Raw genomic sequence first — 25,547 nt, forward strand, 5'->3', positions numbered from 1 at the left:
TACTTGATGAAAAGGTTTTTCAACTTTACCGCCCTGGCCCTGGTGGCCAGTCTCGGTCTGAGTTCGATCGCCCAGGCTGAAGAAATCCGTGTAATGACCTCCGGTGGTTTCACGGCGGCCTACAAAATCCTCGGTCCGAAATTCGCCGAGTCTAGCGGCAACACCCTGGACACCGCCCTCGGTCCATCCATGGGAAAGGCCCCGGAAGCGATTCCCAATCGTCTGGCCCGCGGTGAGAAAGCCGACGTGGTCATCATGGTCGGCTATGCCCTCGACGACCTGATCAAGCAAGGCAAAGTCGATCCCGCTTCACGGGTCGAACTGGCGGATTMGCGGATCGGCATGGTGGTGCGTGAAGGTGCGCCGAAGCCGGACATCAGCTCGGTGGAAGGCCTGAAAAAAACCCTGCTCGACGCCAAGTCAGTCGCCTACTCCGACAGTGCCAGCGGCGTGTATATCGAGGATCAACTGTTCAAGCGTCTGGGCATCGAAAACCAGCTCAAACCCAAATCGAAGATGATCCCGAAAATCCCGGTGGGCTCGGTGGTTGCCACCGGCGATTATCAACTGGGCTTCCAGCAGGTCAGCGAATTGCTACCGGTGCCTGGGGTGAGTTTTGTGGCGAAAATTCCGGAATCGGTGCAATCGGTCACCCGTTTCGCCGCCGGTATTCCGGTCAATGCGCAACACCCGGCCGAGGCCAAGGCGCTGCTTGAGTACCTGGCCTCCAGCGCAGCCCAGCCGGACGTAAAAGCGACGGGGCTGGACTCAGTCAGCCACTGACCGAAGGTTGCTGGACTTTCATTTCCACTACAAGACGCTCCAACGCCAATGCCGCCGGGGTTAACGTACGACCCCGGCGCTTGATCAACCCGACATTGCGCATCACCTGCGGATCGGTCAACGGTACCCGCGTCAGAATCGGGTGGTCCGCCGCCGGCATCGCCATCAACGGCACGGCAGCCACGCCCAACCCGGCCTCCACCAGACCGATCATGGTCGTCACATGACGGGTTTCGCAGATGCTCGGCCGCTGCGGCACCACGCCAGCCAGCGCTTGATCCAGCAAAAAGCGATTGCCCGAAGTCTTGTCCAGCGAGATGTAATCCTGCTGATAAAACTCATCCCATGTCACGCTGCTGCGTCCTGCAAGGGGGTGATCTCGTCTGCACGCCACCACATAACCTTCCTGCACCAGCGGCTCGAATTCGACTTCGGCCTCCAGGGTGCCCATGAAGCTCAAGCCGAAGTCCGCTTCACCGTTGACCACGGCACTCAATACCTCGTGAGCACTGGAGTCGAGCACCTTGACCTTGATCCGCGGAAATTGCCGATGGTAGTGGGCGATCACACGCGGCATGAAGTAGTACGCCGCCGACGGCACACAGGCGACGGTGACATGCCCGAGCCGGGTCGAGGCGACTTCGCTGATGCCCAGTAGCGCCACGTCCAGGTCATCCAGCAGGCGTTCGACGCTGGGCATGAAACCACGCCCGGCCTGAGTCAGGCTGACCCGGCGAGTCGTGCGTTCGAACAATTTCACGCCCAGAGCGTCTTCGAGCTTTTCGATCCGCCGGCTGAGGGCTGGTTGGGAGATGCGTACGGTGTCCGCAGCCTTGCGAAAGCTGCCCTGCTCCACCACGGCGCGAAAGGCTTGCAGATCGTTAAGGTCGAAGTTGATGGTCATGGTGCGCACTCGGGAACGAACAGTTTGATCAGCTTATCCTATGAATGTCACTAATTGATGCTAAATGTAACGACATCTTGGGTGCCTGCAAAATTGCCATCGCGAGGCCCAAACATTTTCGTTCATGGCTGACGCATCCGGCTCCAGCCTTTATCCTTATCGCCCCCGCCGTATCGAGTTTTTGGAGTTTCACATGCCCCATGAAGGCAACCTGTTACAAGCCGCTGTCGTCTTTTTGTTCGCGGCGGTGCTCGCCGTTCCCTTGGCCAAGCGCCTGCAATTGGGGGCGGTGCTCGGCTATCTGTTTGCCGGGGTGATCATCGGGCCGTCGGTGCTGGGTTTGATCGGTAATCCACAAAGCGTCAGCCACATCTCCGAACTCGGGGTGGTGTTGTTGCTGTTCATCATCGGCCTTGAGCTGTCGCCGCGACGTTTGTGGGTGATGCGCAAATCGGTGTTCGGCGTGGGCCTTGCGCAGGTGCTGTTGACCGGTTCGGTGATTGGTGTGCTGGCGTTGTTCGTGTTCGGCCAGTCCCTGAACAGTGCCATCGTGTTGGGCCTCGGCCTGGCGTTGTCGTCCACCGCGTTTGGCTTGCAAAGCCTGGCCGAGCGCAAGGAGCTGACCAGCCCCCATGGGCGGTTGGCGTTCGCGATTTTGCTGTTCCAGGACATCGCCGCGATCCCTTTGATCGCGATGGTGCCGTTGCTGGCCGGCGGTGATCACACCAGCAGCGCGGCCGAAGATTTGAACCATGGCTTGCGGGTGCTGGGCAGCATCGCGGTGGTGGTGATCGGCGGGCGTTATCTGTTGCGTCCGGTGTTTCGCGTGGTGGCCAAGACCGGTCTGCCGGAGGTGTCCACCGCCACCGCATTGCTGGTGGTGATCGGCACGGCGTGGTTGATGGATCTGGTGGGCGTGTCCATGGCACTCGGCGCGTTCCTCGCCGGTTTGCTGCTGGCGGACTCCGAATACCGTCACGAACTGGAAGCGCAGATCGAACCGTTCAAGGGCCTGCTGCTGGGGCTGTTTTTCATCAGCGTCGGCATGGGTGCCAACTTGAGTCTGCTGCTCAGTGCGCCGGTCGTGGTGCTGGGGCTGACCCTGCTGCTGATCGCCATCAAGCTGCCGCTGCTGTTTGTGGTCGGTCGACTGGCCGGAGGGTTGGGCAAGGTCAATGCGATTCGTCTGGGGATCGTGCTGGCGGCCGGTGGTGAGTTTGCCTTCGTGGTGTTCAAGATCGGTCGGGACCAGGGCTTGTTCGAGCCGCGCCTGTACGACTTGCTGGTGCTGACCATCACCCTGTCGATGGCGCTGACGCCGCTGTTGCTGCTCGCCTGCGCACGCCTGGTCAAACCCAAGGTGCAACCGGTGGAGGTGCCGCAGAAGTTCCGCGAAATCGACGCCGACACGCCCCGCGTGGTCATCGCGGGCATGGGCCGCATGGGTCAGATCGTGGCGCGGATTCTGCGGGCGCAGAACATCAAGTTCATCGCCCTCGACACCTCGGTGGAAACCATCGAACTGTCCCGCAGCTTCGGCGGCGTGCCGGTGTTCTACGGCGACCCGATGCGCCCGGAAATCCTCAGCGCGGCCAAGGTCGAGCAAGCGGAGTTCTTTGTGATCGCCACCGATGATCCGGACACCAACATCAAGACGGCCGAGGTGGTGCACAAGCTGTATCCGCACATCAAAATCATCGCCCGCGCCCGTAACCGTCAGCATGTGCACCGTTTGGTGGATGTCGGGGCGCAGGCGGTGCGGGAAACCTATTACTCCAGCCTGGAAATGACCCGGCGCACCCTGGTTGGCCTGGGGCTGACCCAAGCCCAGGCGGATGCGCGGATCAAGCGCTTTACCCATCACGACGAACAGGTGCTGGAGGCTCAGCACGCGGTGTATGACGATGCGGCCAAGGTGATGCAGACGGCGCAGGAAGCGCGGGCGGAACTGGCGAAGTTGTTTGAATCGGATCAGCTGGAAGAGCAAGCGGGCAAGGTTTGAGGTGACAGTGATGACTTCATCGCGAGCAAGCTCGCGATGAACGATAACGCAGTGTTCGAGGCAGCCCGAACGTCCAGGGAAACTTATCGCTGACGCTCGTTGACACCCGCACCAAAGCCCTTGGGCAGCATGCGCGTGAGCGTGTTGTCGCGAACCCAGTAGTGATGGACCAACCCCGCCGCCGCGTGCAAACCGATCAGCCAGTAACCGGCACTGCCGAGCCACTCATGCCAATGCTTGAATTGCTTGGCCAGCACGGGATCAACCGCCACCGGCGCCGGCAGGAAGAAATCGAAATACGGCATTGGCTTGCCGCCGGCGGCCAGCATCAACCAGGCCAATAGCGGTGTTGCAATCATCAGCACATACAGCGCCAGGTGCATGAGGTGCGAGACGCCGGTCTGCCAGGTTGACAGAGCCGGGGTAATCGGTGGCCGGGGGGTGAGGCGCCCGAGCAGGCGGACCCAGACCAACGCAAAAATGCTCAATCCGAATAAGCCGTGAAGCCCCAGAAAAAGACCCCTCAAATCACTTCCACGGGGCAGTAGCCCTTTGATCTCGATGCAGCCATAAACGCCGACGAACAGCGCCAACATCAGCCAGTGCAAGGTGATCGAGAGTTTTCCATACCGGTGTACTGCTGAATCTCGGGTCATACAGAGCCTCTTGAAGATCGGTGGCGGCTGCCGACTCATTTCGTGCAGCCTGGATCCGGTTTCGTCGAACCGACCGGCGCCACCCTGCCTGTCCAGTCTTAAGACAATCTGAAGATAACCTTCAGACTTCGTTAAGAATCGCCTTTGATACTCCCCCCAAACTGACTCGGGGAGGCGTTCTTACCCATGCACGATTTTGACTGGAACATTCCTCTGCCCCTGCACTTCGGTCAAGCCGAAACCTCGCAGATGAGTCTGGYCAGGGCCTTGCCGGACGATACCCAGCGACCCGTCTTCGAAGCTTTTATCCAGCAGCGTTTTCGCAAGGCCCATGGCGCCGATATCCGCCATTTCATGCCACAACTRTTCGGCCTGAGCGATGAGTCCGACACGCTGTGTGCGGTGGCCGGCCTACGACTGGCCAGTGCCGAACCCTTGTTTCTGGAGCGTTACCTGGACGAGGCGATCGATCCGCTGATCAGCGCCGCTGCCGGCCAACCGGTGGACCGGGCCGGGATTGTCGAGGTCGGTAACCTCGCAGCCAGCGATACCGGTAGCGCGCGGCTGAGCATCGTCGCCATCACCTATCTGTTGGCCATGGGCGGGCTGGAATGGGTGGCGTTCACCGGCAACATCGGGCTGGTAAACAGTTTTCATCGCCTGGGTTTGAAGCCGGTGACGCTCTGCGCCGCCGATCCCGAGCGGTTGGGCGACGACCGTCACCACTGGGGCAGTTATTACGAGAGCCAGCCATGGGTGCATGTCGGCAACATCCGCGCCGGCTTCATTCATTTGCGCAACATCGGCCTGTTCAATCGCCTGGGGCTGCCAACCTCCCTTGAGGAGTCCAGCCATGTCGCCTGAAATGGAGCGTTTCAAACAAACCCTGCGCCATCACGCCGAACACAAAGGCAACGCCGTCGCCCTGTGGGGCGATCAGTTGAAACTCGACTACGCCACGCTGTACGCCGAGGTCACGGATCGCCAACAGCGTCTTCGTGATGAGCACGTCAAAGTGGTCGCGCTGGCCCTGGACAACGGTACCGAGGCGATGCTCTGGGACCTGGCCATCCTGTTCGAAGGCCTGACCTGCCTGACGTTGCCGCCCTTCTTCAGCCCGGCACAACGCATTCATTGCCTGCAACAGAGCCAGGCCGAACGGGTGATTGCCGAGCCGGAACTGGGCGCCGAACTGCAAGGGGCCGGCTACGAACACACAGGCGAATTCTGGCGTCGTTCCTTCAGCGGCCCGAACCTCATCCCCGAAGGCACCGCCAAACTCACCTTCACTTCCGGCACCACCGGCACACCCAAAGGTGTATGCCTGAGCGCCGAAAGCCTTTTGCGAGTGGCCCGTGAACTGGATCAGGCGAGCAAGCCCACCCATCCGCGACATCACTTGGCACTGCTGCCCCTGGCGATCCTGCTGGAAAACCTCGGTTGTTATGCCGCGCTGTATGCCGGCGCGACCCTGAGCGTGCCGAGCCAGAAAACCCTGGGCATTCAGGGGGCCAGCGGTGTCGATGTGCCGCGCTTGTTGGGGTGTCTGGCCTCCCGCGCGCCCGAGAGCTTGATCCTGGTGCCACAGTTGCTGCTGATGCTGGTCAGCGCCGCCGAGCAAAAAGCGTTCAACCCCCAATCGTTGCGTTTTGCCGCCGTGGGCGGTGCGCGGGTTTCCGAAGAACTGCTGCATCGTGCCCAACGCATCGGCATGCCAGTGTATGAAGGTTACGGATTGTCAGAATGTGCGTCGGTGGTGTGCCTCAATCGCCCCGGAGCACACCGCCCCGGCAGCGTCGGCCGGCCCCTGCCCCATGTCGAAATTCGCCTGGCCGACGACGGCGAAGTGCTGGTCAAGGGCTCGACCCTGCTCGGCTATCTGGGGCAAGCGCCCTACCACGATGAATGGTGGCCGACCGGCGATCTCGGCGAGTTCGACCCGGAAGGTTTTCTCTACCTCAACGGGCGCAAGAAGCATCAGTTCATCACCAGTTTCGGCCGCAACGTCAACCCGGAATGGGTCGAGGCCGAACTCACCCAGCGTCGCCACATCGCCCAGGCGTTCGTCTACGGCGAAGCGATGCCGAGCAACCACGCCCTGCTCTGGCCCCATCGGCCGGACTGCACCGATGAAGAACTGGCCACCGCCGTGGCCCAGGCCAATGAGGCCTTGCCCGATTACGCTCAGGTTCATCACTGGACCCGTCTCGATCAACCGTTCACCCCCGCCAACGGCTTGCTGACCGCCAATGGCCGACCGCGCCGCGATGCCATTGTCGAACGTTACCGGGCGCTGCTCACTGAATCCGTTTTCCCCGAGGTATCTGCACCATGAGTTTTTTCGACACGCTGCAAGAAGCCACCTATCAAGAACGCCACGAGCTGTTCAATCTGCCGATCATCCGCGATGCCCTTGAGGGCAACGTGAGCCTGGACAGCTACCGCGCCTTCCTCACCCAGGCCTACTACCATGTGCGCCATACCGTGCCGTTGATGATGGCGTGCGGCGCACGTCTGCCGCAGCGTCTGGAATGGCTGCGCAAAGCGGTGTGCGAGTACATCGAGGACGAATACGGCCACGAACAGTGGGTGCTCGACGACATCGCAGCCTGTGGCGGCGACAAAGACGCCGTGCGTGATGGTCGTCCATCGCTGCCGATCGAGTTGATGGTCAGCTTTCTTTACGACCTGATTGCCCGGGACAACCCGGTGGGCCTGTTCGGCATGGTCAACGTGCTGGAAGGCACCAGCATCGCCCTGGCCACCCACGCGGCCGGCAGCATCCGCGAACGCCTGGCGCTGCCGGAGACCGCCTTCAGCTACCTGAGCTCCCACGGCTCACTGGATATCGAACACATGCAGACCTACCGCCGCTTGATGAACCTGCTCGAAGACCCGGCCGACCAGGCTGCGGTGATTCATGCCTCAAAGGTCGTGTACACGCTCTACACCGACATGTTCCGTGGCCTGCCGCGCGATGGGGAGAATCTGCATGCGCCCGTCTGAGGCTCGCGTGGTATTGACCGGCGCCAGTGGCGGCATCGGCCTGGCCATCGCCGGCACCCTGTGTGCCAGTGGTGCACACGTATTGGCCGTGGCCCGGCATCGAGAGTCGCTGGAGCCCTTGCTCGAGCGCTACCCGGAGCAGTTGCGCTGGGTCGGGGCGGACCTGACCCTGCCCGACGACCGGCGCAAAGTGCTGGCGGCGGCCGAGGCCATCGGCGGCATCAACCTGCTGATCAATGCCGCGGGCGTCAATCACTTCGCCATGCTCGAACAACTCGATGACAGCGAGATCAACGCCATGCTCGCGGTGAACGTCGGCGCGCCGATCAGCCTGACCAAGTTATTGCTGCCGCTGCTCAAGCAGGCCGAGAGTGCCATGGTGGTGAACGTCGGTTCGACCTACGGCTCCATCGGCTACCCCGGTTACGCCAGCTATTGCGCCACCAAGTTTGCCCTGCGCGGTTTCTCCGAAGCCCTGCGCCGGGAACTGGCCGATACCCGGATCAACGTGCTCTACGTCGCCCCCCGAGCGACCCGCACCAGCATGAACAGTGCGGCGGCCCAAGCGCTGAACGATGCGCTCAAAGCCAATGTCGACGACCCGCAAACCGTTGCCTCGGCGGTCATCCACGCCATTGCCGGTGACCGTCGCGACTTGTACCTGGGCTGGCCGGAACGCTTTTTCGTGCGCCTGAACAGTCTGTTGCCGCATCTGGTGGACCGTGGCTTGCGCAAGCAATTGCCGCTGATCCGTCGCCTGAGTCAGAAGCCCGATAAGGAGAGCCTCAAACCATGAAGAAAATTCTCACTTGCTTGTTGCTCGCCGTGCTGAGCCAAAGCGTCTGGGCGCTGGAAGCCGCCGATCAGCAGCGCCTCAATGCCATTCAACAAAGCTGGGCGCACATCCAGTACGAATTGCCTGCCGAACAGCGCAGCGCCGCCTTCGAAAAACTCGCAGCCCAGGCCTCGGCGTTCACCCGGGAACGCCAGTCCCTGGCCGAAGCGTGGATCTGGTCCGGCATCGTCACCAGCAGTTGGGCCGGCGCCCAGGGAGGCCTCGGTGCCCTGAGCAAGGCCAAGGCCGCCAAAGTCGATCTGGAAAAAGCCCTGGCCATCGATCCCAAGGCCCTGCAAGGCTCGGCCTACACCAGCCTCGCGGCGCTGTATGATCGGGTGCCCGGCTGGCCTATCGGTTTCGGCGACGCCGACAAGGCCGAAAAACTGTTGAAGCAGGCCTTGGACCTGAACCCGACCGGCATCGACAGCCTGTACTTCTGGGGTGATCACCTTTACCGTCAAAAGCGCTATGGTGAAGCTCGGGATGCCCTGCAAAAAGCCCTGCACGCCGCGCCCCGTCCTGGCCGGGAAAGYGCCGACGCCGGGCGTCGCAAAGAGATCGAAGCATTACTGGGTGACGTGAACAAGAAACTCGACTGACAGGAGTCCCGTGTGCGCTTATTACTGATCGAGGATGACGTAGCCCTTGGCGAGGGCATTCATCAGGCCCTGGGCCGTGAGGGTTACACCGTCGACTGGCTGCAGGACGGCAGCAACGCCTTGCATTCACTGCTCAGCGAAACCTTCGATGTGGCCGTGCTCGACCTCGGCCTGCCGCGCATGGACGGTCTGGAAGTGCTACGCCGCTTGCGTGACAGCGGTTCGAACCTGCCGGTGCTGATCCTCACCTCTCGGGATGCCACTGAAGACCGCATCGCCGGGCTGGATGCCGGCGCCGACGATTACCTGGTTAAACCCTTCGATCTGGCCGAACTCAAGGCTCGCCTGCGAGCTTTGTTGCGCCGCAGTGCCGGTCGCGCGCAAGTGCTGATCGAACACGCTGGCATCTGCCTGAACCCCGGCACCCAGCAAGTCAGCTATCAGGGCGAACCGGTGGCGCTGACGCCCAAGGAATATCAACTGCTCCATGAATTGCTCTCGCCTCCGGGCCGGGTCATGACCCGCGATCACCTGATGCAACTGCTTTACGGCTGGAACGAAGAAGCCGAAAGCAACACCCTGGAAGTGCACATCCATCACTTGCGCAAGAAGTTCTCCACCGACCTGATCCGCACCATTCGTGGGGTGGGTTATCTGGTGGAGGAGCGTCGATGACTTCGATCCGGCGTCGCACCCTGACGCTGATCATCGGCCTGATGCTGACGGGGTTGGCAATCCTCAGCGTGTTCAACCTGCACGACAGCAATCACGAAATCGCCGAAGTCTACGACGCCCAACTGGCGCAGAATGCCCGGCTGCTGCAGGGTGTGATGCGCATGCCGCTGGCCAGCCATGAACACGCCGAACTGTATCAAGCGTTCAACAAGGCCTTGAGTGAAGCGGTGCCGGGCGTCGATGGTCACCCCTATGAAGGCAAAATTGCCTTTCAGGTGTGGAATAGCAAAGGCGAAGTGCTGGTGCACACCGCCAGCGCCCCCTCCTTCACCGTGCCGCCGACGACACATGGTTTCAGCGATGTGGTGGATTTGAGCAGCCGTCATTGGCGGGTGTTCGTGCTCGAAGACAAAGAGAATGACCTGCGCATCTGGGTCGGTGAACGGGACGACGTGCGTGCAGACCTGGTCGACCGGATCGTGCGTCACACCCTGTGGCCCAATGTGCTGGGCAGCCTGATGCTGGCGGCCATGGTCTGGCTGGCCATTGGCTGGGGGCTCAAACCCCTGGCCGATATGGCGGCAACGTTGCGGGCACGGCACAGCGGTTCTCTGGAGCCGTTGCAACTGACCCCGTTGCCCAGCGAACTGGAACCGATGCAAGCGGCGCTCAATCGGATGCTCGCGCAAATTCAAGAGGTGCTTGGCCGTGAGCGGCGCTTCATCGCCGACGCCGCCCACGAATTACGTACGCCACTGGCCGTGTTGCGGGTGCATGCGCAAAACCTGCTGGAAGCCGGCACGGAACAGGAGCGTCGTGAGTCCCTGGCGTTTCTGATTGCCGGGGTCGACCGCGCCAGCCGTCTGGTCAATCAATTGCTGACCATGGCCCGTCTCGAACCCAAGGCTGTGACGCCGGTGCTGCACAGCATCGACCTGAGTGAAATCGTGCGCGCCAGCCTGGCCCAGCTCACACCCTGGTTACTGAGCAGGAACCTGGAACTGGCTTTCGACGCCGAGGATCGGCCTTTCAAAGTCCTCGCCGACGCCGGCACCATCGACATCGCCCTGAACAACCTGGTCACCAACGCGGCGAATTTTTCGCCGGAGCATGGCGTCATCACCGTGCAATTGAGCCAGGACGACGGGTTCTACAATTTGAGCGTCCAGGACCAGGGACCGGGCATCGACGAAGCGGATCGCGCACGATTGTTCGAACGCTTTTACAGCCGTGGAAACACCGGCGGCGCAGGCTTGGGCCTGGCCATCGTCAACACCATCGCGACACGGCTGGGTGGGCGGATTACCCTGGTCAATCCGCCAGAAGGTGGGTTGCGGGCGACGCTGTCCATTCCTGTTGACCAGCACCATTGAACACTCTGTGGCGAGGGAGCTTGCTCCCGCTGGGCTACGTAGCGGCCCCAAAATCTGAACAATCGCCGATTTTTATGAGTGCTACGCACTCAAGCGGGAGCAAGCTCCCTCGCCACAGGTTTCTCACTGACTCAAGATTCCATTACCCGAGCGAGGCTAGCCCGCGAAGAACGATAACGCGGTGTGCCAGACCTGACGCCTTCGCAGGCAAGTCGGATCGCAGCACCGCTCGCTCCTACAAAGGAATGGAGCCTCGCAGCAGAGCCTGCTCACGCTCACACAACTCCACCACGTAATCCCACAACACCCGCAGCCGCACCGACTTGTGCAGCTCGCGCCGCGTACTGATCCAATAACTGCGCTGGATGCTTTCGTCCGGCAGCAACGGCACCAGTTCAGGATCAGCGCTGGCCATGTAGCACGGCAGCACGGCGATCCCCAGACCCGAGCGTGCGGCCTGTTGTTGGGCGATGACGCTGGTGCTGTGAAACACCACCTGGGGGTTGCGGCAGAAGCTGTTGAGGAACATCAGTTCCTGGCTGAATAACAAGTCGTCGACGTAGCCGATCCACGCATGGCGGCCGAGGTCTTCGCGGCTGCGCAGTGGTGGCGAGCGGTCCAGATAGGCTTGGCTGGCGTAGAGCGCCAGTCGATAGTCGGTGAGTTTGCGGGTGACCAGCATGTCGGCGGCCGGGCGTTCCAGGTGAATGCTGATCTCCGCTTCACGGTTGAGGATGCTGACGAAGCGCGGCACCGCCACCAGTTCCACTTCCAGCCCCGGATAGCGTTCGAACAAGCCGTTCATGCGGCTGGCGAGGAACATGATGCCCAGCCCCTCCGTTACCCCGACGCGGATCTTGCCCAGCGGCGCGGTGGATTGGGTGATTTCTTCCTGGGCCAGTAGCGCGACGTTTTCCATGGCCTCGGCGTGCTTGAGCAGCGCTTCGCCAGCCGGGGTCAATTCGTAGCCTTGGGCATGCTGGACGAACAGCGCGGTGCCGAGGCTTTTTTCGATGGCCTCGATGTGCCGGGCCACGGTGGCGTGGGTGGTGTTCAAGCGGCGGGCGGCGGTCAGCAAGCGGCCGCTGCGCTGCAATTCAAGAAAAAACCGCAGGTCATTCCAGTCGAACATGAACCATCCTTGACGTTATGCCGTTAACAACGCTGTTTAAAAACGCACAGCAGCTGCGCAAAAACTAACATTCTTTTAACGAAAGCTAACAACTAGGATGACTGACAACAAGAACAACAATACGAGGTCAGGGATGCAGACTTCCCTTGATGAATACGATTACATCGTGGTCGGCGCCGGGCCGGCCGGGTGTTTGCTGGCCAATCGACTGTCAGCCAACCCGCAACACCGCGTGTTGCTGCTCGAAGCCGGCGGCCGCGACAACTATCCGTGGATTCACATCCCCGTGGGTTACCTGTTCTGCATCGGCAACCCGCGCACCGACTGGTGTTTCAAGACCGAGTCGCAACCGGGCCTGCAAGGCCGCGCCCTGAGCTACCCGCGCGGCAAGGTACTCGGCGGCTGTTCCTCGATCAACGGCATGATCTACATGCGCGGCCAGGCTGGCGACTACGATGGCTGGGCGGCCGAGGGTAATCCTGGGTGGGGCTGGCAAGACGTGCTGCCGCTGTTCAAACAGAGCGAAAACCATTTTGCCGGCGATTCGGAGTTTCACGGCGCCGCCGGCGAATGGCGGATCGAGCGGCAACGTCTGTCGTGGCCGATTCTCGATGCCTTCCGCACTGCTGCCGAACAAAGCGGCATTGCCAGCATCGATGACTTCAACCAGGGCGACAACGAAGGCTGCGGCTATTTCCAGGTCAACCAGAAAGCCGGGGTGCGCTGGAACGCGGCCAAGGCGTTTCTCAAACCGGTCCGTCACCGCACCAACCTCACGGTGCTGACTGATGTTGAAGTCGACCGCGTGCTGCTGGAAAACGGCCGTGCCTCGGCGATCAGCGCCCGTTGGCAAGATAAGGCGAAAACCTTCAAGGCGCGCAAGGAAATCATCCTGTGTGCCGGCTCCGTCGGTTCACCGGGCATCCTCCAGCGTTCCGGCATCGGCCCTCGCCCGCTGTTGCAACAACTCGGCATCGGCGTTGCCCATGAACTGCCCGGCGTGGGCGGCAACCTGCAGGACCACCTGCAACTGCGGCTGATCTACAAACTGGAAAACGCCCGCACCCTGAACCAGATCGCCGGCACGTTGTGGGGCAAGATGGGCATGGGCCTGCGTTATCTGTATGACCGCAGCGGCCCATTGTCCATGGCCCCAAGCCAACTCGGCGCCTTCGCCCGTTCGGGGCCGGAACAGACCTCGGCGAACCTCGAATACCACGTGCAACCCCTGTCGCTGGAGCGTTTTGGCGAACCGCTGCACGCCTTCCCCGCCTTCACCGCGTCGGTCTGCGATCTGCGCCCGCAAAGCCGTGGGCGCATAGACATTCGTTCCGCCGACCCGCGAGAAGCGCCGCTGATTCAGCCCAATTACCTGAGCCATCCCGAAGACTTGCGCGTGGCAGCCGACGCCATCCGCCTGACCCGCCGCATCGTTCGCGCCCCCGCCCTGCAAGCGTTCAAACCGGTGGAATACCTGCCCGGCGACAGTTTGCAGAGCGAAGAGCAATTGCACGAAGCCGCCGCCCGCATCGGCACCACCATTTTCCACCCGGTGGGCACCTGCCGGATGGGCAACGACGCGGACGCAGTAGTCGACGCTGAGCTGCGCGTGCATGGAATCCCCGGCCTGCGCATCGCCGACGCCTCGATCATGCCGCGCATCACCTCGGGCAACACCTGCTCGCCGACATTGATGATCGCCGAGAAAGCCGCGCAACTGATCCTCGAAACAACCGCAAGGAGTTTTGCCCCTGACGAAAAAGCACTGACCGCAGTCTCTTGAGCAAAGGAATAGCGGCACCCGCCCACAAGGCTGGCGTCGACAGTGGAACAACAAAAACAATCACTGTGAGGGATACCGATATGTCAGAACATGTTCAGCCCCTGGAAGCCGTCCGCAGCGCGGGCACCAGTCAGGAAACCCAGAAAGTCATCTTCGCCTCGTCCCTGGGGACGGTGTTCGAGTGGTACGACTTTTTCCTCTACGGCGCCCTCGCGGCGGTCATCAGCAAACAGTTCTTCGCCGGGGTCAACGACACCACGGCGTTCATTTTCGCGCTGATGGCCTTCGCCGCCGGCTTCATCGTGCGCCCATTCGGTGCGTTGGTGTTCGGACGGTTGGGGGACATGATCGGGCGTAAATACACGTTCCTCGCGACCATCGTCCTCATGGGCCTGGCAACCTTTTGCGTCGGTTTGCTGCCGACCTACGCGAGTATCGGCATCGCTGCGCCGATCATCCTCGTGGTGCTGCGCATGCTCCAGGGCCTGGCGCTGGGTGGTGAGTACGGCGGCGCTGCCACTTACGTCGCCGAACACGCACCGATCGGCAAGCGCGGCTTCCACACCAGCTGGATTCAATCCACCGCCACCCTCGGCTTGCTGCTGTCGCTGCTGGTGGTGCTCGGCTGCCGTTACTTCACCGGCGACCAGTTCGAAGTCTGGGGCTGGCGTATTCCGTTTCTGTTTTCGATCGTGCTGCTGGGCATTTCCACCTGGATTCGCCTGAGCCTGCACGAGTCGCCTGCGTTCGTGAAAATGAAAGAGGAAGGCAAACTCTGCAAGTCGCCGCTGCGCGACTCCTTCGGCAAATGGGAAAACCTTAAAGTGGTGCTGATCGCCCTGTTCAGCATCAACGCCGGGCAAGCGGTGACCTTCTATGCCGCGCAGTTCTACGTGCTGTTCTTCCTCACGCAGTTCCTGAAAATGGACCCGGCCCTGGCCAACAGCCTCCTGATTGTCAGCGTGATCATTGGCGCACCGTTCTTCATTTTCTTCGGCTGGCTGTCGGATAAAGTCGGGCGCAAACCGGTGCTGATGATCGGCCTGCTGCTGGCGACTGCACTGTACTTTCCGATCTTCAAGTCCATCGCCCACTACGCCAACCCGGCCATCGACCAGGCCAGCCGTCAGGCACCTATCACCGTGCTGGCCGACCCGGCCACCTGCACCTTCCAGTTCGACCCGGTGGGCAAGGCGAAATTTGATAGCCCGTGCGACAAGGTCAAAACCTTCCTGGTCAAACAAGGCCTGCCCTACAACAGCGAAGCGGCCCCGACCGGCAGCGGCGTGCAGGTGAGCGTCGGTGACGTGAAGCTCGACGGCTTTGACGAAGCGGCCCTGCGTGGCGCAGTGACCCTGGCCGGGTATCCGTCAAAAGCCGACATCCAGCTGATCAATAAACCGATGATCGTGGTGTTGATCGTCGCGCTGATCATCATCTCCGCCATGTGCTACGGCCCGCTGGCGGCGCTGATGGTCGAACTGTTCCCGACCCGCATTCGCTACACCTCGATGTCCCTGCCCTATCACATCGGCAACGGCTGGTTTGGTGGTTTCCTGCCGACGGTGTCGTTTGCCCTGGTGGTGTACACCGGGGACATCTTTTACGGGTTGTGGTACCCGGTGGTGATTACCGGGGTGAGCCTGGTGGTGGGGATGATGTGTTTGCGCGAGACGAAAAACGTGGACCTCGATAAAAACTGAGCGCTAACGGGAGGTTAGTTTGTGGCGAGGGTGCAAGCCCCCTCGCCACAAAATGTTTTCTGCACATCAGGTCTTGAGCACCTCAAACGTCACTTCGTCAGGATAGAACGCCACATACCCGCCAATCTGCGCAACCGACACCTTGGGGTGCTCATAACTCCATACCGCATTGGCACCTTCATGCCCGGGGATCTGCAGGCTGTAATAGCTGGCATCGCCCTTGTACGGGCAATAGCTGGTGTGGTCGGTGCGGGCGAAATACTGTTCGGCGATGTCCTCCCGCGGGATGTAGTACACCGGAGGATAATTGGTCTCATGCATGACCAGCGCCCGAGTGGACGACGCCACTTGAATGCCATGGAACTTCACCACCACGCAGCCGGGTTGGGGGACGATGGAGATGGGACTACCGGCACCTGGGACTTTCATGAAGTAGGTTCCTCTGTTGCTGTTGTGCGGTTTCCGCGCCCCAACAGGTATACCCCATGTTCTGGTATCGCGAGTACTTCGCAGCCGAACGGAGCGTGCTTCAGTCGCTGGATTGACCGCTGTCATCAAACGCAACAGCTCAAGCTGTACATCCATACAGATAAAGATTGCTCCATCGCTCATCAACCGCCATTCTGTGCACCTCTCGAACACTGATCGATGATGGTGGTTATGCGGCTGTACCTCTGTGAAAAACCTTCCCAGGCCAAAGATATCGCGGCCGTGCTCGGCGCCAGGCGTCGAGGCGACGGCTGCTGGCTGGGAACGGACGTCACGGTGACCTGGTGCATCGGCCACCTGCTGGAAACCGCGCCGCCGGATGCCTACGACGCGCGTTACAAACGTTGGGTGCTGGCGGATCTGCCGATCATTCCCGAAAAATGGAAAATGACCGTCAAGCCGCGCACGGCCAGCCAGTACAAGGCAGTCAAACGCCTGCTCGGCGAGGCCAGTGAACTGGTGATTGCCACCGACGCCGACCGTGAGGGCGAGATGATCGCCCGGGAACTGGTGGAACATTGCCGTTATCGCGGGCCGATCCAGCGGCTGTGGTTGTCGGCGCTGGACGATGCATCGATCCGCAAGGCGCTGGCGGCGCTCAAGCCGGGGGCCGAGACGTTCAGCCTCTATCATTCGGCGTTGGGGCGCTCCCGGGCCGACTGGTTGATCGGGATGAACATGAGTCGGCTGTTCACCCTGCTGGGGCGTCAGTCCGGCTATCAGGGCGTGTTGCCGGTCGGTCGGGTGCAGACGCCGACTTTGCGCCTGGTGGTGGATCGCGACCGCAGCATTGCCGATTTCGTCCCGGTGGCCTACTGGGCCATCGACGTGCAACTGCTGCACGATGGCACTGCGTTCACTGCCCAGTGGCGCGCGGCGTCCGATGCTTGTGACGATCAGGATCGCTGCCTGAACCAGGCGCTGGCCCAGCAGGCGGCTGCAGCCATTGGCAATGCGGCGAGCGCTCGGGTGATCAAGCTACGTACCGAGCGCATGCGCGAAGTCGCGCCGCTGCCGTTCGACCTGGGTACTTTGCAGGAAGTCTGCTCGAAAAAACTCGGGCTCGGCGCCCAGGAAACCCTCGATATCGCCCAGGCCCTGTATGAAACCCATAAAGTCATCACCTACCCGCGCAGCGACTGCGGCTACCTGCCCCTGAGTCAGCACAGCGAAGCGCCGGGTATTCTGGCGGCGCTCCGGCAAGCCGATCCGGCCCTGAACGCCTTGCACGATTATCTGGAGCCGCAACGCCGATCGCGGGCCTGGAACGATGCCAAGGTCAGCGCGCACCACGGCATCATTCCGACCGCCGCGGCGAAGAATCTCGATCGACTGGTGGGCAAGCAACGGGCGGTCTACACCCTGATTCGTGCGCGTTATCTGGCGCAGTTCCTGCCCAATCATGAGTACGACCGCACCCAGGCCGACTTCGACTGCGCCGGTGAAGCCTTGCGCGCCGTGGGCAAGCAGATTGCCGAGCCCGGCTGGAAACGCGCCCTGCCCGAAGCCCTCGCGCCCGCCAAGGGCCGCGAAGCACCGGCACCGCAAACACTGCCGACACTGGCCGAAGGGCGTGACTGCGCGGTGGCCGACGTGAAGCTCAAGGACCTCTGGACCCAGCCGCCCAAGCCATTCACCGAAGGCGATCTGATCAAGGCAATGAAGAACGTTGCCAAACTGGTGGAAGATCCGCTGCTCAAGCAAAAGCTCAAGGACACCACCGGCATCGGCACCGAAGCCACACGCGCCTCGATCATCCAGGGCCTGTTGGATCGTGGTTATCTGATCAAGAACGGCAAGGCCCTGGCCGCGACGCCGGCGGCTTTCAGCCTGATCGATGCGGTGCCGCGCGCGATTGCCGACCCCGGCACCACGGCGATCTGGGAACAGGCGCTGGACATGGTGCAGAGCGGTGAAATGAGCCTGGAAGAATTCGTCACCAAACAGGCCGCGTGGATGAGCAAGCAAGTGGCACGTTGCGCCGGCCTGAACCTGACCATCAGCGGGCCGGCAAGCCCGGCCGGGCGTGGCGCCACACCGTGGAAAAACAAACGCAAACCCGCCAAACGCAAGCCTTCGACTGGAACCAAGCGCGCGGCGAAACCGGCGGGCAAGGTTTGAGGGCAGCGAATCGAAATGGTCTAGTGTTCTTCAATGTCAGTTAAGACACCGAAGGTACGACCATGGCGACAATCAGGAGCCAGCCCTCGATAGAACTGCACGCCGCCCAGCGCGACGAACTGGAAACCATCGAAAACCTGATGCAGTTCTACATGTACGATTTCAGCGAATGGCTGCCGCTGAAGCTCGGGGAACATGGTTACTTCAACATCCAGCCCAGACTGGACTACTGGCGCAACCCGGCAACCCGGCCGTTTCTGATCAAGGTCGACGGCGAGCTGGCAGGGTTCGTGACCGTGGATAACCAAACCCATATCGTCGGCGCCGAGTACAACATCGGCTACTTTTTTGTCAGTCGACGCTTTCGTGGCCAAGGTGTCGCGAAGTTTGTCGTCTCTGCCCTCTTGAGCCGCTTCCCCGGTCAATGGCAGATTTTCCACATCGATGCCAACCAGCCTGCGCGGCTGTTCTGGGCCAGGGTGATGCCCGATCTCACGGCCGGAGTGTTCACCGTGCATCAGCTGCCGATCGACGGTTATCCATGCACCGTTTACCGCTTTGAAAGATCGCAGCCCTCGGCAACGCCTACGGGGCCGGGGTAAGCGCTGCCGAAGATTCCAAACGGYGGCCACGCTGACTTTCTAATTCCAAAACCACTTTGTCCGACAATATGTAGTGAACAAAAATAATCACTACAAAACCGTTGACGCCTCCGATTTGCCCTTGCATGATGCAGACGTCTCCCCGATCGGGAGTACAGGCAACACGTTTGAGCAAGTTCGTCTGACCGCCGAGCTGTTTTTCCCGGATACACGCTGCCCACAAGGCAGATTGAAGAAGCTGACCTGGCCTGAACGTCCAGTACAAGGGCGAGAAACGCTAGCGATCAATCCTCATGAAGCTTGTGGCCGACCCTGAAAACGTCGGCAGTGGCCTCCAGGTTTTCGCTGCTTCTCTTCGTTGTGACGCTATTGCGTAGCAGTTATTCAACACGACTACATGCAACAGATGCGCGACCCCGTCGTATTGACGGTCGACCGCTGACGTCCTGGTTTCGGTGCCAGGGATCAACTAACCGATGGGCTACCTGTATTAGCGAATCAACTTTGAAAGATCACCAAATGGTCAAGGGGCTTACAATGAATCTGAACAATCAACCTACTATCGATGAACTGGCTCGTTTGTTCGCTGCGCAAAAAGACAGCCATGACAGCCATATTCTGTGGATCAGCAAATCGGGCCAGGTCCATATCGACTGCCTGTCGCCCCATGCCCACGAAGAAGAGTTCGACAAGAACAACCAGAACCTGCTGGCCCGCATGAAGATGTACCGTCGCGGCCAGGGCTATGTCGGCAAGAAAGCCGCGGCCGACAAGGACTTCATCGGTAATGTGCTGCAAACGCTGACACAGGCGTGGGCCTCGCTGCAGAACCAGAATGAAGTTCGGGTGATTGATCGGTTGTACTGATCTCTCCCAAACACAAGAAGGCCCCGCTCGTTTATCGAGCGGGGCCTTTTTTTGTTTCTTGTTTTTGCACCTCTAACTTCGTACCGGGTCAAAAGAACAAGGCTATGGTTAACAGTGCGCTGGACATCGGTTTATCCGCTGGAGGTCTGCGATGAAAACAACCCTGACATTCATGCTACTGGCATTGGCGAGTGCAGCCCATGCGAATAGTCTCCCCGGCATTCCCGCCTTCGATGTGGACTGTCCCGGGAAAATCATGGTCCACGCCGACCAGGATGGTCCGGTGATGATCAACAGCAAAGAAGCCCAGACCAAAATGATCAATGATCGCCTTTTCGAGGCCAAGGGGCCGGATGTGACGATCTCGATCAGCATCGCGGATGACGACACGGTAGCCGTGACCTATACCAGCAAGAAAGGCGGCAATGGCATCTGCCAGTCGGTGGATGATTGATTCACACGCTGGTGCTGCCGGCCATCACCAGGTTCGCGAACGCCACAGACGCGGCACTGTGATAGTTGTTCTTCCTGCGCAGCAATGCCGCGTCGCGCCGGGGTGCCTCGCCCTGTAATTCAATTCGGCGCAATGCCCGTTCCGCCGTGGCGATGGGCTCCGGGAGGATGGTGGCCATCGGCGTGTGGCGAATGACCTCCAGCAACGTACTCACCGAATTCACCTCGATCGCCACCTTGGGCGTGATGTTCTGCTGCCGAAAATACTCGTCGACTGAGGATCGGGTGATGAAGTCCGGCGTCAGCAACGCGAAATCCAATTGCGCCATTTCCTTGGGCGATAGCGGGATCTGCCGTTCGTACAACGGATGACGGTGCCCGACCACCACACCCAGAGTCTCGACAAACGCCGGCACGCACTCGATATCCGGGCTCCTCACCGGGGTGAAGGCAATGGCAATGTCCAGCGAGTCATCAAGCAACCCCGCCTCGATGTCATCCATCGACAACTCGAAAATCTGCAGATGGATGTTCGGAAACTTCGCCGCGTAATCGCGCACCAGCGGCCCCACCAGATACGCCATGAACGTCGGCGTCATGGCCAGTCGCAAGGTGCCGCGAGACAAGTCCTTCACATCATGCAGCGCGCGTTTGCCCGCTTCCAGTTCCACCAGCACCCGCCGGGCGCATTCGATATAGGCCTGCCCCGCGTCGGTCGCTCTGACCGTGCGCGAGGTGCGGTCGAACAGGCTGACACCCAGGGTTTCCTCCAGTTGCCGGATCTGCTGGGACAGTGTCGGTTGGGAGACGTGCAATGCCTCCGCGGCGCGGGTGAAGCCGCCGTGGTCGGCGACCGCCAGCAGGTAGCGCAAATGTCGGAGCAGCATGGGGCTCATCATCTATAGGCAGGACTTATGCAAAGCATTGTATATCGATCTTGGACGCTATGGATCAATCAACCGAAGATGGCTCCACTTTCCAGCCACAACCGATAGGAGTCACACCATGCAACAGTCCCACGCTTACCAGGACACCAGTCTGGCCCTGACCACTTCGATCCTCGATGCCAAGGCGCGCAAGAATTTGTCCTGGCAGGATCTGACTGACGGCACCGGCCTGGGTCTGGCCTACGTCACCGCCGCCCTGCTCGGTCAGCATCCACTGCCGGAAGCCGCCGCCAGAGTAATCGGCGAAAAACTCGAGCTGGACGCCGACTCCGTGGCCCGCCTGCAAATCATCCCGCTGCGCGGCAGCCTGTCGGGTGTTCCGACCGACCCGACCATCTACCGTTTCTACGAAATGATCCAGATCTACGGCACCACGCTCAAAGCCCTGGTTCACGAGCAGTTCGGCGACGGCATCATCAGCGCGATCAACTTCAAGCTGGACCTGAAAAAGGTCGAAGACCCGGAAGGCGGCTCCYGTGCCGTGATTACCCTGGACGGCAAGTTCCTGCCGCTGCGCCCGTTCTAAGTAACTGGCCACCTTTAGCAAGCGATACCCCGTAGCAGCTGCCGAGCCTGCGAGGCTGCTACGCCCCCTCATTCATTGCAAGGAAGTCCGCCATGAAAGCGCTCATCGAAGGTTTATTGAAGTTTCAGAAAGAAGCGTTTCCGCAACGTACCGACCTGTTTAAACACCTGGCCACCACCCAGCATCCCGGCACCTTGTTCATCACCTGTTCCGACAGCCGCGTGGTACCGGAACTGCTGACCCAGCAAGAGCCCGGCGAACTGTTCGTGGTGCGCAACGCCGGCAATATCGTGCCCTCTTACAGCCCGCATCCGGGCGGCGTGTCGGCCACGGTGGAATATGCGGTCGCGGTATTGGGCGTGACAGACATCGTGATCTGCGGGCATTCGGACTGTGGCGCCATGACCGCCATTGCCCAGTGCAAATGCATGGATCACCTGCCCGCCGTCAGCGGCTGGTTGCAGCACGCCGAGTCGGCCAAGGTGATCAACGAAGCCCGCCCTCATGCCAGCGACGCGGCCAAGGTCAGTTCGATGGTGCGGGAAAACGTCATCGCCCAACTGGCGAATATCCAGACCCACCCGAGCGTGCGCCTGGCCCTGGAAAAAGGCCTGTTGAACCTGCATGGCTGGGTCTATGACATCGAAACCGGCTCGGTCGATGCCCTGGATGCCGGCAGTCACAGCTTCGTGTCGCTGGCCGAACACCCCGGCACTTGCGCCGTGCACGGCAAAACGGTCGAAGCCGCCTGAAGGTGTCGACCGCACAAGCTGCACCAGGCTTGGCGCAGCGTTACAAAGTGGACACGCGCGCTACTGCGCCCGTCCTCGTTTCCCGGCCGGGAATGTGACACTCACACGGTCGCCCTGGTTATTTGTCGTCCGTCTTGGCTGACGATTGTGGCCGACGTTCAGGTGTGTCTTCAGCGTTGGGCGCTTCTGGAAAACTGCCTGGGGTGAACACATGAGTGAGCAATTCGCTGGCATCGATGTTGACGACACCAGGAACCGAACGGGCCAGAGCAACAGCGTGCTCACACTGTCTATGGGTATTGACGCGACCGCTCAATGCCACCGCACCCGCATGGGTTTTGACATGGACATTCAGGCCAAGAGTGGTATCGGCCAAGGCCAGGGCCGACTTTACCCGGGTGGTAATCCACGTGTCGTGAACGACCGTTTCCAGACCATGGGAGTAATGTTGGAAGTCATGAAGTTTCATGGCGCAATCCTCTCACACGTAATCAGATGCGCTGTCCGTCCCCGCGCGGGCACGGACACACAATAAGTATAGTGCGTGCCGTTGCCTGCGGCCGGCGGCTCCTGATGAGCGATGAAAATCCTCTGGGAGCAGCTTTACTTACCGCTCTCAGCGTTTGACCGACAGGCTCGTCTGGGTCATGCGGCTGCGGATCGTGAACACGCCATCACCCGAGAGAATCGCGCTGCGCGCAAACAGGCGACCGCTCTCCCAGTTCGAAAGCCCCAGTTCCGGCTTGTTCAGCGCGTACTGTCCGTCGACCCAGCGGGTGATCCCGTTGCCGACAAAAGGCGCGTTGACCGCGTTGTAGAACCGCGCCTGCGCCTGGGTATCTTCACTGATCAGAGACACGGTGAATTGCGGGCTGTAGCGGTTGAACAAGGCAATGGCCTGATCCAGATCGTCGACGATCTTCAGGCTGACTTCCGGGGTTTCTTCCCATTCCCACTCGCGGCCCAATTGGTCCTCGGGCAGCGGTTCGGCCTGTGCTTCGGTCTGATAGCCTTCGGCGCGGTACACCTCGACGCTCGCGGTGCGCCAATCGCTCGGCAAATGCTGCTCGCTGCCCTCGACGATGTGCAGTTTGCAGCCTTGGCCTCGCGCGGTGCCGGCCTGTTGCAGTGCATCGAGAAACAGCGGCACCAGTTCGGCTGCTCGGTCGCGATGGATCAGGCAAACGTTCAAGGTGTTGCAGACTTTGCGGTCCAGCGAATTGCGCACCACGGCGGCGAAGCGCTGGGCATCGGCATCTTTATTCGCGATCAGCCAGGCGCCACCGGTGCCATGCAGGCTGACGGCGGTGCCGGCCTGTTGCGCGATGCTGCCCAACTGGCTGACCGCATGCCCCGAACCACGGGCCACGGCCAGCGACAGGCGCCGGTCGGCGAACATTGCCCAGCCGGCGGCGTGATTGACACTTTCGACCAGCGACACCGCACCGCTCGGCAACCCGGCATCGGCCAGTGCCGGATTCAATGCATGGGTGACGATGGCCTGAGCGGTGCCCAACGCGTCGCTACCAATACGCAGCACCGCGGTGTTGCCAGTGCGCAATACACCGGCGGCGTCGGCAAAGACATTGGGCCGGCCTTCGAACACAAAAGCGACGATGCCCAGCGGCGAAACCACCTGCTCGACTTTCCAGCCGTCGTGCTCGACGCAGCTCACGACTTGACCGCGGGTGGCCGGCGCATCGCGCCAGGCCCGCAGGCCGGCAATCATGTCGCGGCGCATGCGCTCATCAGCCAGCAATCGCGTGGTGGAACGCCCGCGTGCCTTGGCCCGCTCGATGTCGGCCAGGTTGGCGGCTGCAATCAAGGCCCAGCATTCCGGGGTTTCCAGGCGTTGCGCGAAGCGATCGAAGAACTCGCTGATGGCGTGATCCGAAACGCTGGACATTGCGGCAAACGCCGCCTCGGCGCGCTCGATGGCGACCGTCGCCGCCTGCTGATCCGCCACCGGGATCAGCAACAACTCGCCGCTGACCTGCTCCACCAGCAGATGGTCGCCGGGCTGAAAGCGCGCCGCCAGTTCGGGGCTGACGACCGTGACACGATTACCGGCAAATGGGATCGGCGTGCCAGCGACTAGACGTTCGAGCGCAAGAGACATGAAGCGGTTTCACCATGCAGGGGGGCGGTCGGAAAATGTATAGGAAAATCCGTGGAGCGTCATTCACCGGGACGCGGTGGTGGTTACTTTTTCGCAAGTCGAAATACGTCCTGCTCCAGTCCATTGCTACCTTGTTTACGCTTGTCCGAATTCACGTCATAAACCACCAGCAACAAGGGCTCTTCTACACCATCGGTGCCTATAAAGGTCATCCCTTCGGCATGATCGCAGCCTTTATCTTCTCCTTGCCCGTAAGGAACCTCCAGGACCGACGTCAATTGTTCGCTGAAAACGAAACCTTCATCTGCTGGCCTGGCGCCGTCGCGCCATCGAAATACAGTGACGGGCCCGTCGAGGTCCATCGTCGGTCCAGCCAGGATCAACATATCGTCACCATCGAGGCATAAGTCCCTGACGCCGAGTCCATTCAGCTGGAAAAAATGCTTTCGATACTTTCGCCCACCCGGCCCGATTTTCTTCAGCCTCAGTGTGTGAGCAAGCTTGGGATGGTCTTCGGGTTCGACCTCCAGAATGATTGCCCATCCCCGCAGCACAGGCCCTCGCAACCCGATAAAAACACGCTTGCCGTTGACCTCGAGGCCTTCGGTATCGAACCCGTTGTCCTTGCCGGGAATGTGCAGGAATGCCCCAACATGTTCGTCGTCCTTGAGTTCATCGAGCAATTCGTTACCCAGTTGATTGCCGGCCAATTGAGCGGCGACTCGATCATCGCTGGTGGTGCTCTTCACCAAAGTGAACGTCCCGTTTTCTTCGACCAGCGGAATCCGGGCCAGGAGAAAACGATTGCCATCACGGCTGACAGTGGACAGACGCTCGGCGTTTTTCTTCAGGGACTTGGTGCTATCGGGCTTTTTCCGTTTCAGGCTGTGAGAGCCCACGATCCAGAGATACCCTGTGTCGCGGTCGTAACTCATGCCTTCCAGGTCGGCTTCAACGTCTTCTTTGCCAACGTCCGGCATGACCGGCAGCGTCAACAGGGATGCCAACGGGAACCGCTTCTGCTGATCAAACAGAAATTCGCCCGGGCTGGCGCGCTCGCGCTGGGTGAAACGTTCAAGGCTCAAGGATTCATCATTGGCGACCCACAGGGTATTGCCAATCTGCACCACGGCAGACAACCCGTCGCGCAAATGAGCGTCCGTCTCATTGAAGACGAGAAGCGCGGAACCGAACTTCATCATGGAATCACCCGCGCC

The 25,547-nt window shown here is 60.8% G+C and carries 25 protein-coding genes; 17 read left to right on the forward strand and 8 right to left on the reverse strand.

What is annotated here, in order from left to right:
- The first annotated feature begins 6 nt into the window (after positions 1-6).
- Complete coding sequence (locus tag AC1DIS_RS17555) at positions 7-783, forward strand: substrate-binding domain-containing protein (protein ID WP_477780992.1); 777 nt, start codon at positions 7-9, stop codon at positions 781-783.
- Here the strand turns inward: AC1DIS_RS17555 and AC1DIS_RS17560 are convergent.
- A complete protein-coding gene (locus tag AC1DIS_RS17560; RefSeq protein WP_018929738.1) occupies positions 773-1,687 on the reverse strand; it encodes a LysR family transcriptional regulator in 915 nt (304 codons plus the stop codon). The genes AC1DIS_RS17555 and AC1DIS_RS17560 overlap by 11 nt on opposite strands.
- 193 nt (positions 1,688-1,880) lie before the next feature.
- Between AC1DIS_RS17560 and AC1DIS_RS17565 the strand changes: the two genes are divergently transcribed.
- Positions 1,881-3,689 (forward strand): monovalent cation:proton antiporter-2 (CPA2) family protein, encoded by a 1,809-nt coding sequence (locus AC1DIS_RS17565; RefSeq protein ID WP_018929739.1) that lies wholly within the window; start codon positions 1,881-1,883, stop codon positions 3,687-3,689.
- 83 nt (positions 3,690-3,772) lie between these two features.
- Here the strand turns inward: AC1DIS_RS17565 and AC1DIS_RS17570 are convergent, their stop codons facing one another.
- Positions 3,773-4,345 (reverse strand): cytochrome b, encoded by a 573-nt coding sequence (locus tag AC1DIS_RS17570; RefSeq protein ID WP_064618341.1) that lies wholly within the window; start codon positions 4,343-4,345, stop codon positions 3,773-3,775.
- 186 nt (positions 4,346-4,531) lie between these two features.
- On the opposite strand from AC1DIS_RS17570, the gene AC1DIS_RS17575 reads away from it, so the two are divergent.
- Genes AC1DIS_RS17575 through AC1DIS_RS17605 form a run of 7 tightly spaced genes read left to right on the forward strand, consistent with a single transcriptional unit; the run spans position 4,532 to position 10,836 of the window.
- Complete coding sequence (locus AC1DIS_RS17575) at positions 4,532-5,209, forward strand: thermostable hemolysin (protein WP_477780993.1); 678 nt, start codon at positions 4,532-4,534, stop codon at positions 5,207-5,209.
- Positions 5,199-6,680: an AMP-binding protein gene (locus AC1DIS_RS17580; protein WP_477742943.1), complete on the forward strand. Its 1,482-nt coding sequence runs from the start codon at positions 5,199-5,201 to the stop codon at positions 6,678-6,680. The genes AC1DIS_RS17575 and AC1DIS_RS17580 overlap by 11 nt, the downstream gene beginning before the upstream one ends.
- On the forward strand, positions 6,677-7,351 hold the full coding sequence (locus AC1DIS_RS17585; protein WP_018929743.1) for an iron-containing redox enzyme family protein: 675 nt from the start codon (positions 6,677-6,679) through the stop codon (positions 7,349-7,351). The genes AC1DIS_RS17580 and AC1DIS_RS17585 overlap by 4 nt, the downstream gene beginning before the upstream one ends.
- Entirely contained in the window at positions 7,338-8,147 is an 810-nt protein-coding gene (locus tag AC1DIS_RS17590; RefSeq protein ID WP_477742942.1) for an SDR family oxidoreductase, read from the forward strand. The genes AC1DIS_RS17585 and AC1DIS_RS17590 overlap by 14 nt, the downstream gene beginning before the upstream one ends.
- The gene (locus tag AC1DIS_RS17595; RefSeq protein ID WP_204123811.1) at positions 8,144-8,788 is read left to right on the forward strand and encodes a tetratricopeptide repeat protein; all 645 of its coding nucleotides are present in this window, start codon (positions 8,144-8,146) and stop codon (positions 8,786-8,788) included. The genes AC1DIS_RS17590 and AC1DIS_RS17595 overlap by 4 nt, the downstream gene beginning before the upstream one ends.
- Before the next feature lie 12 nt (positions 8,789-8,800).
- Positions 8,801-9,463 carry a response regulator gene (locus tag AC1DIS_RS17600; RefSeq protein ID WP_018929746.1) on the forward strand — a complete coding sequence of 221 codons (663 nt, stop codon included), beginning with the start codon at positions 8,801-8,803 and terminating at the stop codon, positions 9,461-9,463.
- A complete protein-coding gene (locus AC1DIS_RS17605; RefSeq protein ID WP_477742941.1) occupies positions 9,460-10,836 on the forward strand; it encodes a sensor histidine kinase in 1,377 nt (458 codons plus the stop codon). The genes AC1DIS_RS17600 and AC1DIS_RS17605 overlap by 4 nt, the downstream gene beginning before the upstream one ends.
- A gap of 235 nt (positions 10,837-11,071) precedes the next feature.
- On the opposite strand, the gene AC1DIS_RS17610 is transcribed toward AC1DIS_RS17605, so the two are convergent.
- Positions 11,072-11,968 (reverse strand): LysR family transcriptional regulator, encoded by an 897-nt coding sequence (locus AC1DIS_RS17610; protein ID WP_018929748.1) that lies wholly within the window; start codon positions 11,966-11,968, stop codon positions 11,072-11,074.
- 133 nt (positions 11,969-12,101) lie between these two features.
- Between AC1DIS_RS17610 and AC1DIS_RS17615 the strand changes: the two genes are divergently transcribed.
- Complete coding sequence (locus tag AC1DIS_RS17615) at positions 12,102-13,751, forward strand: GMC family oxidoreductase (protein ID WP_064618346.1); 1,650 nt, start codon at positions 12,102-12,104, stop codon at positions 13,749-13,751.
- An 80-nt stretch (positions 13,752-13,831) separates the two neighbouring features.
- The gene (locus AC1DIS_RS17620; protein ID WP_096480041.1) at positions 13,832-15,454 is read left to right on the forward strand and encodes an MFS transporter; all 1,623 of its coding nucleotides are present in this window, start codon (positions 13,832-13,834) and stop codon (positions 15,452-15,454) included.
- 66 nt (positions 15,455-15,520) lie between these two features.
- Here the strand turns inward: AC1DIS_RS17620 and AC1DIS_RS17625 are convergent, their stop codons facing one another.
- Entirely contained in the window at positions 15,521-15,883 is a 363-nt protein-coding gene (locus tag AC1DIS_RS17625; RefSeq protein ID WP_018929751.1) for a DUF427 domain-containing protein, read from the reverse strand.
- Positions 15,884-16,114: 231 nt separating this feature from the next.
- Here AC1DIS_RS17625 and AC1DIS_RS17630 point away from each other — a divergent pair, with 231 nt between their 5' ends.
- From AC1DIS_RS17630 to AC1DIS_RS17645, 4 genes are all read left to right on the forward strand, one after another.
- On the forward strand, positions 16,115-18,064 hold the full coding sequence (locus tag AC1DIS_RS17630) for a DNA topoisomerase III (protein WP_064618348.1): 1,950 nt from the start codon (positions 16,115-16,117) through the stop codon (positions 18,062-18,064).
- Between the two features lie 62 nt (positions 18,065-18,126).
- Entirely contained in the window at positions 18,127-18,666 is a 540-nt protein-coding gene (locus AC1DIS_RS17635; RefSeq protein ID WP_477742940.1) for a GNAT family N-acetyltransferase, read from the forward strand.
- Between the two features lie 537 nt (positions 18,667-19,203).
- Positions 19,204-19,533 carry a hypothetical protein gene (locus AC1DIS_RS17640; RefSeq protein ID WP_018929754.1) on the forward strand — a complete coding sequence of 110 codons (330 nt, stop codon included), beginning with the start codon at positions 19,204-19,206 and terminating at the stop codon, positions 19,531-19,533.
- 151 nt (positions 19,534-19,684) lie between these two features.
- Complete coding sequence (locus AC1DIS_RS17645) at positions 19,685-19,987, forward strand: hypothetical protein (RefSeq protein ID WP_018929755.1); 303 nt, start codon at positions 19,685-19,687, stop codon at positions 19,985-19,987.
- A 1-nt stretch (position 19,988) separates the two neighbouring features.
- Here AC1DIS_RS17645 and cynR read toward each other — a convergent pair whose 3' ends face one another.
- The gene (gene cynR / locus AC1DIS_RS17650) at positions 19,989-20,873 is read right to left on the reverse strand and encodes a transcriptional regulator CynR (protein WP_477742939.1); all 885 of its coding nucleotides are present in this window, start codon (positions 20,871-20,873) and stop codon (positions 19,989-19,991) included.
- A gap of 118 nt (positions 20,874-20,991) precedes the next feature.
- Between cynR and cynS the strand changes: the two genes are divergently transcribed.
- Entirely contained in the window at positions 20,992-21,459 is a 468-nt protein-coding gene (gene cynS / locus AC1DIS_RS17655) for a cyanase (protein WP_477780994.1), read from the forward strand.
- A 92-nt stretch (positions 21,460-21,551) separates the two neighbouring features.
- Positions 21,552-22,211, forward strand: coding sequence for a carbonic anhydrase (locus AC1DIS_RS17660; protein WP_018929758.1), 660 nt, complete (start codon positions 21,552-21,554; stop codon positions 22,209-22,211).
- 118 nt (positions 22,212-22,329) lie between these two features.
- Here AC1DIS_RS17660 and AC1DIS_RS17665 read toward each other — a convergent pair whose 3' ends face one another.
- The 3 genes from AC1DIS_RS17665 to AC1DIS_RS17675 form a co-directional block, all read right to left on the reverse strand.
- Positions 22,330-22,680 (reverse strand): BON domain-containing protein, encoded by a 351-nt coding sequence (locus AC1DIS_RS17665; protein ID WP_081625598.1) that lies wholly within the window; start codon positions 22,678-22,680, stop codon positions 22,330-22,332.
- 147 nt (positions 22,681-22,827) lie between these two features.
- Positions 22,828-24,330, reverse strand: a complete 1,503-nt coding sequence (locus AC1DIS_RS17670; RefSeq protein WP_477742938.1) for an aldehyde dehydrogenase family protein — start codon at positions 24,328-24,330, stop codon at positions 22,828-22,830.
- Between the two features lie 83 nt (positions 24,331-24,413).
- Positions 24,414-25,532 (reverse strand): DUF3616 domain-containing protein, encoded by a 1,119-nt coding sequence (locus AC1DIS_RS17675; RefSeq protein ID WP_477742937.1) that lies wholly within the window; start codon positions 25,530-25,532, stop codon positions 24,414-24,416.
- Positions 25,533-25,547: the final 15 nt, after the last annotated feature.

The sequence above is a fragment of the Pseudomonas sp. 05N433 genome (genome assembly GCF_056396925.1).